The organism is Roseivivax jejudonensis, assembly GCF_900172265.1.
Taxonomy (GTDB): domain Bacteria; phylum Pseudomonadota; class Alphaproteobacteria; order Rhodobacterales; family Rhodobacteraceae; genus Roseivivax; species Roseivivax jejudonensis.
Map to the genome: position 1 here is coordinate 193,867 of NZ_FWFK01000001.1, position 14,106 is coordinate 207,972.

Genomic DNA, 14,106 nt, shown 5'->3' on the forward strand with positions numbered 1-14,106 from the left:
GGGGCAAGAGCCAAGGCAAGAGCAGCCTAGAGGAACAGTGTAACCGTCGACGGCACCAGGGCGACGATCACGAGCACCGCGAGCATCACGGCGATGAACGGCAGCGTCGCACCGAAGATCTGTTCGACCGACACGCTCGGGTCGTTCAACGTGTTGTGGACCGTGAAAACGGATATGCCGAACGGGGGAGTCAGCAACCCGATCTCCACAGCGATTACCGTGACGATGCCGAAATGCATGAGGTCGATGCCCATCCCCTGCGCGATGGGCGCGGCAATGGGTACCATGATCAGCAGGATGGATGTGCTGTCGAGGATCATGCCCATCAGCAGGATGATCAGCGCATAGAAGAACAGGAACCCGAGCGGTCCGAACCCCGACTCGGTGACCAGTCCCGCAATCGCGTTGGGCAGGCCGGCGATGGCGAGCATCCGGGAATAGAACGACGCTGCGACCAGCAGCAGCAGGATCGAAACCGAGATCACGCCGGTCTGCTTCATCACCTGCCAGAGCTTCTTGCGATTGAGGCTGCGCCGCGACAGCGCCACGACGAGCGCGCCGAATGCGCCGACCCCGCCCGCCTCCGTCGGCGTGAAGAAGCCGGTATAAAGGCCGCCGAGCACGAGGATCACGAGCAGAATGATGGGAATGAGCTTCGACACCATCACGTTGAGCGGCATCGACTCCTGTGCCCGGTCGAGCCGGCGCTGGCGCGTGCCCTCCGGATCCTCGAGCACGAAGCCCGGAAACAGGATCGTGACGCTGATGAGCATGGCGACGAAGCCGCCGGCGAGCATGAGGCCGGGAATGATGCCGGCAATGAACATCCCGCCGATACTGACCTCGGCCAGCACCCCGTAGATGATGAGCAGAAGGCTCGGCGGGATCAGCATGCCTAGAACCGAAGAGCCCGCCACAGTCCCGGCCGAGAACGACGGGCGGTATCCATGCCGCTTCATCTCCGGCACCGCCACGCGGGTGAAAACGGCCGCCGACGCGATCGAGACGCCGGTGACCGCCGCGAAGATCGTGTTCGCCGCGACAGTCGCCACCCCCAGCCCGCAGATCATGCGGCGCAGAAGATCCTCGGCCACCTCGAACGTGTCACGGCCGACATTCGACACGCTGACCAGCAGCCCCATGAGCACGAACAACGGTATGGTGGCAAAGAGGTAATCCGCGATCCCCGAATAGGCGGTGAGTTCGAGCATCCGGAACGCAAGGTCGATGTTGTCGCGGATCATCCAGATTCCGACGAAGGCCACACCGAAGAGCGCGTAGGCGATCTGCATCCCCAGGAGGACCAGGGCGATCAGCACCCCGATCAGAACGAAACCGAAGGCGAGCGTGGTCATGGCAGGCTCCGGATCGTTCGGATTTCGTCGGTCGTTCGGTAAAGCGCCGCCATGACGGCCAGAGCGCATCCCAGCACCGTGATGCCCCGGAACGGCCAGGTCGGGATCGTCCAGACGCCCTGCACGCCGAAGAACTCGGCGGTCGCCCAGCTTTCGGGCAGCTTGGGCCACGACGCCCAGAGGATCAGGGCGAAAACGATGGCGCCCACGACCGAGAAGACCGCCTCGATCGCCGAGACCGCGGCGGGCGACGCCGTCTCGATCCGGCGGACGAGGAAATCCGCCCGGGTCAGGCGGCGCTGCAAGATCGCGGCGGGAACCTGAAGGAACACGATGGCGACGACAGACCGCGCGGCGATCTCGGACACCCCGGTGACAGGCGCATCGAGAAAGTTGCGCCCGATCACGTCGGCCACGATGAGCAGCATCAGCGCGCCGATGGCGATCGTGCCGACGGCCGAAAGCGCGGCTGCCGCGCTGCCGAGGATCGCGCCCACCGGCGCCTCCGAAAACGCCGGGACGAACCGGTCTTCTTCGAATTCGCCGGAGTCTTCGTCGCTCATGCCCCTGCCCTGTCCTTACGTGATGCGCCGCCCGGCATCGCTGCCGGGCGGTCGCGTGTCGATCTGTATTGCCTCAGAGGCCTTCGTCCCAGGCCCGCAGCGGCTCCGCACCGCGTTCGCGCAGCGCGTCGAAATAGGCCTTGAGCACGACCTCGCCGGCTTCGCCGGTCTGTTCCAGCCACGGCTCGACGATGTTCGGAAGGCCGTTCACCCAAGCCTCCTTTTCCTCCTCGGGCAGCTCGTGGATGGTCAGCCCGGCCTCCTGCATCTCGTCGATGGCGCGCGCGGCAAGGTCCGCCACGTAGTCGCCGTGCGCGATCGAGGTCGCCTGCGCGGCCTCGCGCATCGCGTTCTGGACAGGCGCCGGCAGCCCTTCGAAGAAGCTCTGGTTGGCGGCAATCCCGCCGAAATACATGGAGCCGATGCCGACGCGGGTGAGTTCCGGCGCGACCTCGTAGACACGGGTCGGCAGGATGCCCGACGCGAAGGACAGCGTGCCCTCGGTCACGCCGGTCTGGATGTTGGTGTAATAGGTGGTCAGTGCCCCGTCGACCGGCGTCGCACCGGTCTCGCGCAGCCAGTTGGCCGAGGTGCCCGGCGCATTCAGCTTGCGGTTCTGGAGGTCTTCCATCGAAGAGACCGGAAAGGTCGCGTAGATGTCGTAGCTGTCCGTGATCAGCGACGACAGGTGCACCATGCCGTTTTCGGCCCAGCTGTTCTTCAGCTCCGGCAGGTTCTCGGACAGGTCGTCGAAGATCTCGATGATCATGCGGTGATCTTCGGTGGCGAACGGCGTGAAGTAGGTCACGTTCTGAAGCGGCATGTTCGCCCCTTCCCAGACCGTGCCGACCATGCCGACATCGACAATGCCGTCCATCACCGCCTCGCGGGTGTCGGTGAACTTGTAGAGCGTGCCGGCATAGCTCTCGACCCAGTTCACCTGGTACTCGTTGCCGCCTTCCTCGAGGATACGGTTCACCTCGGGCTGGAAGGTGTTCTTCATCGCGTAGACCCAGATATTCTGTTCGGGGTGCGACGAGCCGATGTTTACGGTGATCTGCTGCTGCGCGACCGCAGCGCCGCCGCAAAGGACGGCCGCGGCCGCCGTGAAGGCTGTGAGTTTCATTGCTTTCCTCCCTTTTGGTTCCTGTGATCGAGCGCCGCTCCCCTTGGCGCCCTTGCGGTTCAGTCGTCCAGTTTTCCGAGCGCGCGAAGGATCCGCTCCGGGGTGAACGGCATCTCGGTCACTTGCGCCCCGAGGGGTCGCAGCGCGTCGTTGATCGCGTTCATCACGGCGGCGGGGGCACCTGCGGTGCCGGCTTCGCCCGCGCCCTTCGCGCCCAGTTCGCTTTCGCCCGTCGGCGTTTCCACGTGTCCGATCTGCATGTCGGGCATCTCTGCGGCCATCGGCACGAGGTAGTCGGCCATCGAGCCGTTCAGAAGCTGCCCGTCCTCGTCGTAGTGGATCTCTTCGTAGAGAGCGCCGCCGAGCCCCTGAACGATGCCGCCGCGGATCTGTTCGTCGACCAGCTGCGGGTTGATGACCCGACCGCAATCCTCGACGCACCAGTGCTTGAGCAGCGTCACCACGCCGGTGTCCACGTCGACCTCGAGGTAACTGGCCTGCACACCGTTGGTGAAGGCGAACGGATACTCCATCGTGATGAAGTGCCGGGTCTGCACCAGCTCGCGCGGCAGGTCCTTGGGCAGGGTATCGCCGCGGAAATACACGATGCGACCCAATTCCTCGAGCGGCATGCGATCCTCGCCGGTGTCGGCATCGACGACCTGACCGGCGCGGATGTCGAGCTTGCCCTTGTCGGCCTGCAGCATCGCCGCCGCGACCTCGAGGATCGAGTCCCGCAAGGCGCGCGCCGCCTGCAGCGCCGCCTCGCCGCCGATCCCGGCACCGCGCGACGCCCAGGTGCCGCCTCCGTAGGGCGTGACCTGCGTATCGCCGGTGATGATGCGCACCTGGCCGGGATCGACGCCGACCCCTTCGGCCACGACCTGGCTCAGCATCGCCTCGGTGCCCTGTCCCTGTTCGGTCACGCCCGACAGCGCGACGACCGAGCCGTCGGGATCCATGCGCACTGTGCAGCCGTCCTGCGCCGAGATGCGCGCCCCGCCGATGCCGTACATGAAGGGCGAGGGATTCGTCAGTTCGATGAAGCTCGCGATGCCGATGCCACGGTATTTGCCCTGCTTTCGCGCCTCCTCCTGGTCGGCGCGCAGCGCGTCGTAGTCCATCATCTCGACGAGCCTGTCCATCGACGCGTGATGCGACAGCCCCTCGAAGCGCATCTTGGCCGGGGACGTCACCGGGTAGGCGTCGTCGGCGTACATGTTGCGCCGCCGGATCTCGACCGGGTCCATGCCGATCGCACCGGCCGCCATGTCGACCAACCCCTCGGTGATGGCGACCGCGATGGGATGGCCCACCGCGCGGTATTGGCAGGTCGGCGTCTTGTTCTGGAAAACGACCGTCGTCTGCGCGCGGTAGTTGGCGAAGTCGTAGGGACCGCCGCACAGGTTCACGACCTGGTTGCCCTCGATGGCCGAGGTGCGCGGATAGACCGAGTACGGCCCGATCCCGGTCCAGTCGTCCACGTCGATGGCGAGGATCTTGCCCTCCTCGGAGACCGCGATCTTCGCTTCGATCTCGTGATCGCGGGCGTGTATGTCGGTGGTATAGCTCTCCAGCCGGTCGGCGATGAACTTGATCGGTCGGCCCATGACCTTGGCGATGGCAGCGGTCGCCACCTCGTCTGGATAAACATGGACCTTGATCCCGTAGGACCCCCCGACATCTCCGCAGACCACGCGCACCCGGCTTTCGGGAATGTCCAGATGCTCGGCAAAGACCGTCTGCATCATGTGCGGCGCCTGCGTGGCGTGGTAGGCCGTCATCTGCCCCTCGGCCGGGTTCCAGTCCACGAGGATGGAGCGCGGCTCGAGCGTCACGCCGGTATGCCGGGCGGTGCGAAAGCGGGCGGAGACGACCTTGTGCGCGCTCTCAAGCGCCGCATCGACGTCGCCCTCTTCGTGCAGGCGGCGGAAGGCGAGGTTGTCGCCCAGATCCGGATGGATGACCGGCGTGTCGGTGTCGAGCGCGGTCATCGTGTCGGTGACGGCGGGCAGATCCTCGTAATCGACGGCGACCAGCGCCGCGGCCTCCTCGGCCGCCGCCCGAGTGGTCGCGACGACCGCGACGACCGGCTCGCCCACCCAGCAGGCGCGATCCACGGCCAGCGGATATTCGGGCGGCGATTTCAGGCCCTTGAGATGGGCGAGCACGGCGACCCAGGGCGTGCAGACCTCGGCGAGGTCCTTCCCGGTGAAGATCCGTATCACGCCCTTCACCGCCTTCGCCTCGGACAGATCGATCTCGCCGATCCGGGCATGCGCCACCGGAGAGCGCGCGAAGCAGACATGCAGCATCCGCGGCAGCACGATGTCGTCGACGTAGCGCCCCCGCCCCTGCACGAGCTTGGTCGCGTTCGGGCGCGGGACGGTCTTGCCGATATACGAGTTCGGCCGGTCCGGGTTGTTGAACGGGATGGTCATGCCGCCCCCTTTCCGGCGCGCGCCTGCGCCACGCCTTCGACCGCGTCGATGATCGCCTCGTAGCCCGTGCAGCGGCAGTAATTGCCCGAGAGGTGCTCACGGATCTCCGCGCGGCTGGGAGTGCCGGACTGCGACAGGAGTTCTTCGGCCGCGACCAGCATCCCGGGCGTGCAGAACCCGCATTGCAGTGCGTTGCGCGCGACGAAGGCATCCTGCAGGTCGGTCATCGCGCCGGTGTCGGTCAGGCCCTCGACCGTCCACACCTCGGCGCCGTCGGCCTGCGCCGCCAGCATCAGGCATCCGCGCACGGACTGATCGTCGACGCGGATGGTGCAGGCGCCGCAGACCCCGTGTTCGCAGCTTGCATGCGCGCCCGTCAGGCCGAGCTCGAGCCGGAGGAAGTCGATCATGTGCTGACCGGCAGGCACGCGGGCCTCGACCGGCTCGCCGTTGACGGTCAGCGACACGTCGACCTTGTCGCGGAAGTGTCCGGTCATTGATTGTCTCCTTTCAGCCGGGCCACGGCGCGGCGCAGAAGCACACCGGCCAGGTGGCGGCGGTAGGCGGCGCTGGCCTGCGTGTCGGACGGCGGGTCGATCTCGGCCGCGAGCGCCGCGACCGCACCGTCCAGATCGCCGTCGTCGAGCGCGGTCATCGCGCCCGTCGCAAGAATCGGCTTCGGCCCGACCGAGAACAGCGCGATGCGGTGGCCGGCGGCACGCTTGACGAGGCACAGACCCGCCAAAGCGTAGTCGCCAGAGCGGCGCGCGACTTCCTCGAGGACCTGCTTTTCGCCGTCCTCGGCCACGGGCACGGAAATCGCGGTGAGGATCTCGCTCTCATCGAGTGCGGTGGTGAACACCTCCTCGAAGAAGTCCTCGGCCGGGATCGTGCGCGTGCCGTCCGGCCCCTCCGCGTGCATCTCGGCCCCGAGCGCGAGCGCGCAAGCCGGGAACTCGGCGGCCGGGTCGGCGTGGGCCAGGGCCCCGCCGATCGTCCCGCGGTTCCGGATCGCCGCGTGCGCGATGTGCGCGACCGCCGCGGCCAGGACGGGCGCGTGTGTCTTCACCAAAGGATCGGAGCCGATTTCGACATGGCGCGTCAGTGCGCCGATGTGCAGCGTGCCGCCCTGTTCGGTGACCCCGGACAGCTCGCTTAGCCGCGAGATGTCGACGAGCAGATCGCCGGCAGACAGCCGCATGTTCATCGCTGCAACGAGGCTCTGGCCACCTGCGAGAAGGCGACCCTGGCCGCCCGAGGCCGCCAAGAGGTCGAGCGCGTGGCGCACGTTTTCAGCCCGGGCGTAACCGCCCGCCGATGCCTTCATGGCGTCCTCCCTTCCTCCTTTGACCCGCGCCTTATTAAGCGCTTGATCAATCCTGTTGAGCAGATGATCTTTTAACTCGAGTCGATGCAAGAAGATTCTTTGGGCCGGGGAGCTGCGGGAGTTTCATGGACGGACCGACCGACAAGACCGCGTCCGAAAGCGACTGCGGCACGATCCGCCGCCGCCTTCCCCCGGCCGAGCGGCGTCAGCAGATCGTCGACGAGGCGGTGCGCTTCTTCGCCGAGGTCGGGCTAGACGGAAAGACCCGCGAGCTGGCGAAGCGCCTCGGCGTCACGCAATCGCTGCTGTTCAACTACTTCGCGACGAAGGACGACCTGATCGAGGCGGTCTACGAGAAGGTCTATATCGGTCGGCTCTCGCCGGACTGGCCCGAACGTCTGACCGATCGCAACGTGCCGCTGCGCGACCGGCTGATGGCGTTCTACAGCGAATACAGCGCGCTGATCTTCGAGCGCGACTGGATGCGGATCTTCATGTTTTCTGGTCTTGCCGGGGCATCGCTGAACCACCGCTATCTCAAGCATCTCGGCGACGTCATCCTTCGCCCGCTCTTGTCCGAGACCGAAGCGCTCGCGCGGACGGACGTCCGCCCGACGATGGAGGATGTCTGGAACCTGCACGGCGGAATCGTCTACATCGGCATCCGTCAACACATCTACCGGATGCCGGCGCCGGAGAGCCCCGACGACGAGATCGCTCGGGCCATCGACAAGTACCTTCAGTTCTTCGGGATCGAGCGGGACGATTGAGCGCCCGCCGGCGCGGACGGCGGAGGGCCGTGACCGCGTATCATCCGCGGTGACGGTCCCACCCGGCCGAGTCGGCAGGTCTTTGCGACCTCCGCCGCCAAGGATATTCCGATCGCCCGGACCGGTGCGTCACGCCATTGCGAGGTGACGAAACACTCGGCATGTGCCGCGGCCGCCCAAGCGGCGATCTCGACCGCGTTCGACGCGGTTCGAGCGGCAAAACGTTTCAATGGACCCCAATCGCGTGATCCGGCCGCGGGGCGCGTTGCCAGAACCCGAAAACCTGCCGTCAAATGCTCTCGAAGCATCTGTGTCTCGGGAAGGAACGCGGCGTGGTCGAGCACTCGGCAGGTACACTCGGTTTGGACCACCCCGGACCGCGCGCGCCCAGACGCGCGGCCTGGACCGAAGCGTTGCGGTCCGTCGTCCCGGCACCGGGCGCGAATGTCACCCCCGTCGGGAGCCGGGCGCGGTTCGACCATCTCGAGGCGATCGGCCGATGAACATGGTCTCGGTCGCATCGTTCAGCGCGTTGGCGGATCGGCAGCCGCACTATGCACTTGTGGGAGAGGTCGACCTCGTGGTGGTGCGCTGGGACGAGGACGTGTCAGTGTTTTACGGCCAGTGTTTGCATCGCGGTGCACTTATGTCCGACGGGTTCGTGCGGGGGCGCAACCTCATCTGCGGGGTTCACGACTGGGATTACCGGCTCGACACCGGGGTGTCTGAATACGCCAACGACGAGGCCCTGCCGAAATTCACCAGTCGGATCGAGGGCGACCATGTACTGGTCGACAGCGCCGAAATCGCCGCCTGGGCGGAGGCCAACCCGCAGCCGTTCGACCGTGAGGCCTATCTCGGCCTCTACGCCGATACCTCGCACGGTACCGCGGAGGAACCGCATGCCGCCCTCACCCACACATACGCGCGCGACGGGCTGGCATCGACCGGCCACCACGGCATCATCGATGCGATGGGCGTGCCGCGCGACCGCCTGCCCTCATGGGACGATCTGCAGATCCTGACCGCTCAGCTGCATCGCGCGCCGCTCCTCGACGATCATCCCGTCGGCACCGACGTCGTCATCGGCCCGACGGCGCAAAAACCGCTCAGGCTCGAGATCCCGCTTCTGGTGTCCGACATGTCCTTCGGCGCGCTGTCCCAGCCCGCCAAGATCGCGCTCGCCCGCGGGGCGGAGCTTGCCGGGACAGGCATCTGTTCCGGCGAAGGCGGGATGCTCCCCGAAGAGCAGGCCGCCAACGCGCGCTACTTCTACGAATTGGCGAGCGCTCGCTTCGGCTTTTCGTGGGACAAGCTCGACCTCGTCCAAGCCTTTCACTTCAAGGGGGGCCAAAGCGCCAAGACGGGCACGGGCGGCCACCTCCCGGGGGCCAAGAACACCGGCCGGATTGCCGAGGTGCGCGGCATCCCGGAAGGACAGCCGGCGATCAGCCCCGCACGCTTTCCCGACTGGACCGAGCCCGCCCAGATCCGCGACTTTGCCGACGAAGTGCGCGACCGGACCGGCGGGATCCCGGTCGGCTACAAGCTTTCTGCCCAGCATGTCGAGAAGGACATCGATGCGGCGCTGGAGGTCGGTGTCGACTACATCATACTGGACGGACGCGGTGGCGGCACCGGCGCGGCGCCAACGCTCTTTCGCGACAACATATCGGTCCCGACCATCCCGGCCCTCGCCCGCGCGCGGCGCCACCTCGATCGCGCGGCGCCGGACGTCAGCCTGGTGATCACCGGCGGGCTCCGGACGCCGGCCGACTTCATCAAGGCCCTCGCGCTCGGCGCGGATGCCGTCGCGGTGTCGAACGCCGCGATGCAGGCGATCGGGTGCATTGCAATGCGCGCGTGCCACACCAACAACTGCCCTGTCGGGATCGCCACACAGAAACCGCACCTCGTCAGCCGGTTGGTCGTCGAGGCCTCCGCCCGGCGCCTCGCCAACTTCTTCTCGGCCGCGACCGATCTGATGCAGGTCATGGCACGGGCCTGCGGTCATGATCACGTTTCGAAGTTCAACGCGGATGACCTGACCACGTGGAAGCGCGACATGGCCGAGTTGTCGGGCGTCGCCTACGGCGGCGTCCGATGAGCACCGCGGCCGCGATACTGGACCTCGCGAGAGCCTGGCTCTGGATCGGGGCTGCGGTCGCGGCGCTGTTCCTGTCGATCGGGATTGGCCGGATCGACCCGGACGCCCGGGGCGCGTTCGTCTTTCGCGTGCTCCTGGTACCCGGCTTGCTTCTGATCTGGCCCTTGGTCCTCTGGAGATGGTGGCGGCTGGAGAAGGGCGACCGGTGGCTGCCGCGCTACCGTCCGCCTTCGGCCCACGCCTCCGCCGCCGCCGCGATGTCGGCGCTGATCATGGCCGCGCTGGTCCTGTCCTATGGCGCGCGTCAGGACTGGCCCGACAATATCGCTCCGCGGCGGATCACGGAGGCCGGGTCGTGAGCGTCCGCTACATCCCGGTCCAGTGGAACCGCTTCAAATGGGGCTACGACGCGGCGCTTCTTGCCAGCGTCGGTGTGTTTCTCTGGGCGTTTCTGCGTGTGACCCCGGAGGACCTAGGACACGAGCGCGATGTCTCCGGCGCGATCCGCAACGCGCGGGCCTTCGGCGCCTGCGCGTTCGTCATGCTGACGGGGATCCTGTGCATCGGCCCCCTCGCCCGGCTCGACACCCGCTTCCTCCCGCTTCTCTACAACAGGCGGCATTTCGGGGTCGTGACCGCCGCAGTGGCGCTGACGCATTTTTCCTTCGTGCTCGACTGGTATTTCGCGTTCTCGCCCGCGGGCAAATACGAAGCCCTCCTGTTCGCCAACACGAGCTTCACGAACGGCGTGGCCGGGTTTCCGTTCGAGGCGTTCGGAATCTTCGCGCTCCTGTCGCTGCTGATCCTCGCCGCGACCAGCCACGACTTCTGGATGAAGTTCCTCACCCCGCCGGTCTGGAAGGGTCTGCACTACCTGATCTATCCGGCCTACGCCGCCGTTGTCGCGCATGTGGCCTGGGGCGCCCTGCTCGATCAGGAGAACACGACGTTCGCCTGGGTGGTCCATGTCGGCGCGCTCTTGGTCGTCGGCCTGCACCTCGGCGCGGCGCTGTCTGGACGGGACGCGGCGAAACCGAGAACCGCCGGCTGGGTCGATGCGGGCGATCCGGCAACGATCCCGGAAGGCCGTGCGCGCATCGTGACGCTGGCCTCCGGCGATCGGGTCGCGGTCTTTCGGCACGAGGGCGCGCTCTCGGCCATATCGAACGCCTGCGCCCACCAGAACGGCCCCCTCGGCGAGGGTCGCATCATCGATTGCCTCGTGACCTGCCCATGGCACGGCTTCCAGTACGATGTGCGCACAGGGCGATCGCCCGCGCCGTTCACCGAAAAGGTGCCGACTTACGCGCTACGGCTCGAGGGCGGCAGACTGCTGGTGAGCCCCGACGCGGATCCCCCCGGCACGCCGCAACGCCCCGTCCCCGTGCACAGGGGGCGGACGACATGAGCGAGCGTCCGTTCTTCGTCGGGTACCTCGGCCTGCCGCGCGGTCTGCGGTTCATGACGCTTGCGCTGGCGGTGTCGCTGCTGATTGGCGGAGGACTTCTGGCCACCGTCATCGCGCGGGCCAAGGACGATCCCGGTCCCGGCACCTTCAGGTTCGACTACGGCCGGCAGACCGTCACCGGCATCGTCGCGCTCACGCCGACGCCGATCCTGCACGTCACCAAGGGCTCCGAGCACATCGAGGCGGGCCGTACGCTCATGCTGTCCGGCCAGGGCAAGAACGGCGCTCTGCTCCGCGCCCGCGCGCTCGAGGGCCGGCTGGCCAATGCCTCGGGCATCCTTCTCACACGGGGAGATCTCGACATGATGCAGCTCGTTTGCGGCGAGGCCGGCCTCGGCCCCGCGGACGGCGACGCGCCCATGGCTCCCGAGCCCGAGGATCTCGGCCGCTGGGAACTGGCCGGAGAGATCTGCGACGGCAAATGCGCCGCCGGCGCCATGCGGCCCGGGACCGGCATAGCGCACAAGGCCTGCGCCAGTCTCTGCATCCTCAACGGGCTGCCACCGGTCTTCATATCGACCCGGCCGATCGAGGGGGAGACATTCCTTTTGATCGCCGGCACACCCGAGGACCCGATGCCGCCCGAGCTCTACGACTGGGTCGCGGAATACGTCGCGCTCAAGGGCCAGATCGTGCGCCACGGCGACCTGCTCGTTCTCGACATCGACACGGCGACGCTGGAGCGCACGCCATGATCCGCCACCTGCCCGCAACGACACTGACCCTCCTTGCCGGAGCCTGCATCTTCTACGTCAGCCGCTTCTGGACACTCCGCCTCTGGTCCGGCGGGCTTTTCGGGATCGAGGCGTTGCCCGCGCAAGGCGGCCTGACCGCCCGGTGGCTGCGCGGCACGCCGCTCGCACCCTACGAGCTGATCATCTGGCTCGTCGGCGGCGTCCTCATGCTCACCGTGCTCGAAGCGCTGATATCGCGGCTCTGGCCGCCCGTACCGGAGGACGACAGCCATGAAGGATGAAGCGCTCGACTGGGTCAGCGTCGGCGCTGCCGATCTCCCTGAGGGACGGGTCAAGACGGTGTCGGCGCGCACCCGCTACCTTTGCCTGTCACATTTTGACGGGCGGTGGGCCGCGATGGACAACCACTGCCCGCACCAGGGCGGACCGCTCGGCGAAGGCACGATCGAGCGCGGCGTCGAGGGCAAGTGCTGGATCCGCTGCCCCTGGCACGGCTGGGACTTCGACCCGATCACCGGCGCCCCGCCGGGCGGGCACGCGGATGCCGGGCAGACCACCTACCCCGTAAAGGTCGAGGGTGGGGAAGTCTTTGTCGGCCTCACGCCCGATCCGCCCCGCGCCCGCACCGTGACCGACGCAATAGCCGAGACCATGGTGGCGTGGGGGATCAAGCGCGTCTTCGGCATGGTGGGGCATTCCAACCTCGGACTTGCGGACGCGATCCGCCGCCGCACCGCGGATGGCGAGATGGCTTATGTCGGAATTCGCCACGAGGGGGCGGCCGCCTTTGCGGCCTCCGCCTACGGCAAGCTCGCCGGCCGGCCTGCCGCGTGCCTGACCATCGCGGGCCCCGGCGCCACGAACCTTCTGACCGGGCTCTGGGACGCCAAGGTCGATCGCGCGCCGGTGCTGGCGTTGACGGGTCAGGTTCAGACGCAGGTCTTCGGACCCGGAGCGTTCCAGGACATTGACCTGGGCTCCGCGTTCGAGGCGGTGAGCCGGTTCTCGCAGCCCGTGCTCTCGACCTCGAACCACCCCAAACTGGCCGCGCTCGCCATCAAGACGGCTCTGATCGAACGGGACGTCGCGCACCTAATTTTTCCCGACGACGTGCAAACGCAGCCGTCGGAGGCGCCGGCGCTGCCGCCCGCGGGCCGGGTTGGCGGCGCCGTGGTCAAGCCATCGGATGCCGACATCGGCGCCGCACTGCAGCTCATCGGCGGCGCGCGCCGTCCGGTCATCGTCATGGGCCACGGTGCGTGGGAGGCGCGCGACCGGATCATCGCGCTGGCCGAAACGCTCGGCGCGCCTGTGCTCACGACGTTCAAGGGCAAGGGCCTCATTCCCGACGATCACCCGAATGCCGGGGGCGTGCTCGGGCGATCGGGTACGCCGATCGCAAGCTGGTTCATGAACGAGTGCGACCTCCAGATCGTCCTTGGCGCGTCCTTCTCGAACCACACGGGTATCGACCGGGGCAAGCCGACGATCCAGGTCGATTTCGAGCGTATGCAGCTTGGCAAGTTCCACCCTGTCACTTTGCCGATCTGGGGCGAGATCGGCGCGTTCTGCGACGCGGTCGCCCCCCGTGTGACATGCCATCCCGATGCCGACGACCAGATCGCTGACCTCGCCACACGCTGGTCGATGTGGCGCGAGGAAAAGCAGCGGCGCCTGTCGGAAGAGCGCGGTACCGGTGTGCATTCGGTCGCGGTATTCGAGGCGCTTGCACGGGTCGCGCCGCCCGACGCCCTGATCGCGGTCGATGTCGGCAACAACACGTATTCCTTCGGCCGCTATTTCGAGACGCGCGGCCAGCGGGTGCTGATGTCCGGGTATCTCGGCTCGATCGGCTTCGCGCTCCCGGCCGCCATGGGTGCGTGGGCGGCAACCCAGGACATCGAGGACTTCGCCGGGCGCAAGGTCATCTCGATCTCCGGCGACGGTGGTTTCGGACAATACGCGATGGAACTGACGACGGCCGTGAAGTACCGGATGGATATAACCCACGTCCTTCTGCACAACGCGGAGCTCGGCAAGATTTCCAAGGAGCAGCGCTCCGGCGAATGGCCGGTGTGGGAAACCTCCCTCGTCAATCCGTCGTTTGCGGCCTTCGCGCGGCTCTGCGGTGCGCAAGGATCCAAGGTAACCAAAGGCCTGGATGTGGAGGCGGCGCTGGCGGAGGCCATCGCCGTGCCGGGCCCCGCCCTTGTCGAGATCATGACCGACCCCGAGTTGGTTTGAGGACGCGGTG

Annotated in this window: 13 protein-coding genes; 7 read left to right on the forward strand and 6 right to left on the reverse strand. The window is 67.1% G+C overall.

All coding sequences use genetic code 11. The annotated features are described in order from the left end of the window. Positions 1–26: 26 nt before the first annotated feature. The 6 genes from ROJ8625_RS00970 to ROJ8625_RS00995 form a co-directional block, all read right to left on the reverse strand. Positions 27–1,355 carry a TRAP transporter large permease gene (locus ROJ8625_RS00970; RefSeq protein ID WP_085789983.1) on the reverse strand — a complete coding sequence of 443 codons (1,329 nt, stop codon included), beginning with the start codon at positions 1,353–1,355 and terminating at the stop codon, positions 27–29. Beyond that, positions 1,352–1,918 carry a TRAP transporter small permease subunit gene (locus tag ROJ8625_RS00975; RefSeq protein ID WP_085789984.1) on the reverse strand — a complete coding sequence of 189 codons (567 nt, stop codon included), beginning with the start codon at positions 1,916–1,918 and terminating at the stop codon, positions 1,352–1,354. The genes ROJ8625_RS00970 and ROJ8625_RS00975 overlap by 4 nt, the downstream gene beginning before the upstream one ends. 73 nt (positions 1,919–1,991) lie before the next feature. Beyond that, positions 1,992–3,044, reverse strand: a complete 1,053-nt coding sequence (locus tag ROJ8625_RS00980) for a C4-dicarboxylate TRAP transporter substrate-binding protein (protein WP_085789985.1) — start codon at positions 3,042–3,044, stop codon at positions 1,992–1,994. A gap of 59 nt (positions 3,045–3,103) precedes the next feature. Continuing rightward, entirely contained in the window at positions 3,104–5,485 is a 2,382-nt protein-coding gene (locus ROJ8625_RS00985) for a xanthine dehydrogenase family protein molybdopterin-binding subunit (protein WP_085789986.1), read from the reverse strand. Next, complete coding sequence (locus ROJ8625_RS00990; protein ID WP_085789987.1) at positions 5,482–5,982, reverse strand: (2Fe-2S)-binding protein; 501 nt, start codon at positions 5,980–5,982, stop codon at positions 5,482–5,484. The genes ROJ8625_RS00985 and ROJ8625_RS00990 overlap by 4 nt, the downstream gene beginning before the upstream one ends. Further along, positions 5,979–6,812 carry an FAD binding domain-containing protein gene (locus ROJ8625_RS00995; RefSeq protein ID WP_085789988.1) on the reverse strand — a complete coding sequence of 278 codons (834 nt, stop codon included), beginning with the start codon at positions 6,810–6,812 and terminating at the stop codon, positions 5,979–5,981. The genes ROJ8625_RS00990 and ROJ8625_RS00995 overlap by 4 nt, the downstream gene beginning before the upstream one ends. A gap of 125 nt (positions 6,813–6,937) precedes the next feature. On the opposite strand from ROJ8625_RS00995, the gene ROJ8625_RS01000 reads away from it, so the two are divergent. From ROJ8625_RS01000 to ROJ8625_RS01030, 7 genes are all read left to right on the forward strand, one after another. Further along, a complete protein-coding gene (locus ROJ8625_RS01000) occupies positions 6,938–7,582 on the forward strand; it encodes a TetR/AcrR family transcriptional regulator (RefSeq protein WP_085789989.1) in 645 nt (214 codons plus the stop codon). Between the two features lie 499 nt (positions 7,583–8,081). Further along, positions 8,082–9,689, forward strand: a complete 1,608-nt coding sequence (locus ROJ8625_RS01005; protein WP_085789990.1) for a glutamate synthase-related protein — start codon at positions 8,082–8,084, stop codon at positions 9,687–9,689. Next, complete coding sequence (locus ROJ8625_RS01010) at positions 9,686–10,048, forward strand: hypothetical protein (protein WP_085789991.1); 363 nt, start codon at positions 9,686–9,688, stop codon at positions 10,046–10,048. Before ROJ8625_RS01005 ends, ROJ8625_RS01010 begins: the two co-directional genes overlap by 4 nt. After that, positions 10,045–11,097: a Rieske 2Fe-2S domain-containing protein gene (locus ROJ8625_RS01015; protein ID WP_085789992.1), complete on the forward strand. Its 1,053-nt coding sequence runs from the start codon at positions 10,045–10,047 to the stop codon at positions 11,095–11,097. Before ROJ8625_RS01010 ends, ROJ8625_RS01015 begins: the two co-directional genes overlap by 4 nt. Beyond that, positions 11,094–11,852, forward strand: coding sequence for a hypothetical protein (locus ROJ8625_RS01020; RefSeq protein ID WP_200813262.1), 759 nt, complete (start codon positions 11,094–11,096; stop codon positions 11,850–11,852). Before ROJ8625_RS01015 ends, ROJ8625_RS01020 begins: the two co-directional genes overlap by 4 nt. After that, positions 11,849–12,133: a hypothetical protein gene (locus ROJ8625_RS01025; protein ID WP_085789993.1), complete on the forward strand. Its 285-nt coding sequence runs from the start codon at positions 11,849–11,851 to the stop codon at positions 12,131–12,133. Before ROJ8625_RS01020 ends, ROJ8625_RS01025 begins: the two co-directional genes overlap by 4 nt. After that, positions 12,123–14,096 carry a thiamine pyrophosphate-binding protein gene (locus ROJ8625_RS01030; RefSeq protein ID WP_085789994.1) on the forward strand — a complete coding sequence of 658 codons (1,974 nt, stop codon included), beginning with the start codon at positions 12,123–12,125 and terminating at the stop codon, positions 14,094–14,096. The genes ROJ8625_RS01025 and ROJ8625_RS01030 overlap by 11 nt, the downstream gene beginning before the upstream one ends. Positions 14,097–14,106: the final 10 nt, after the last annotated feature.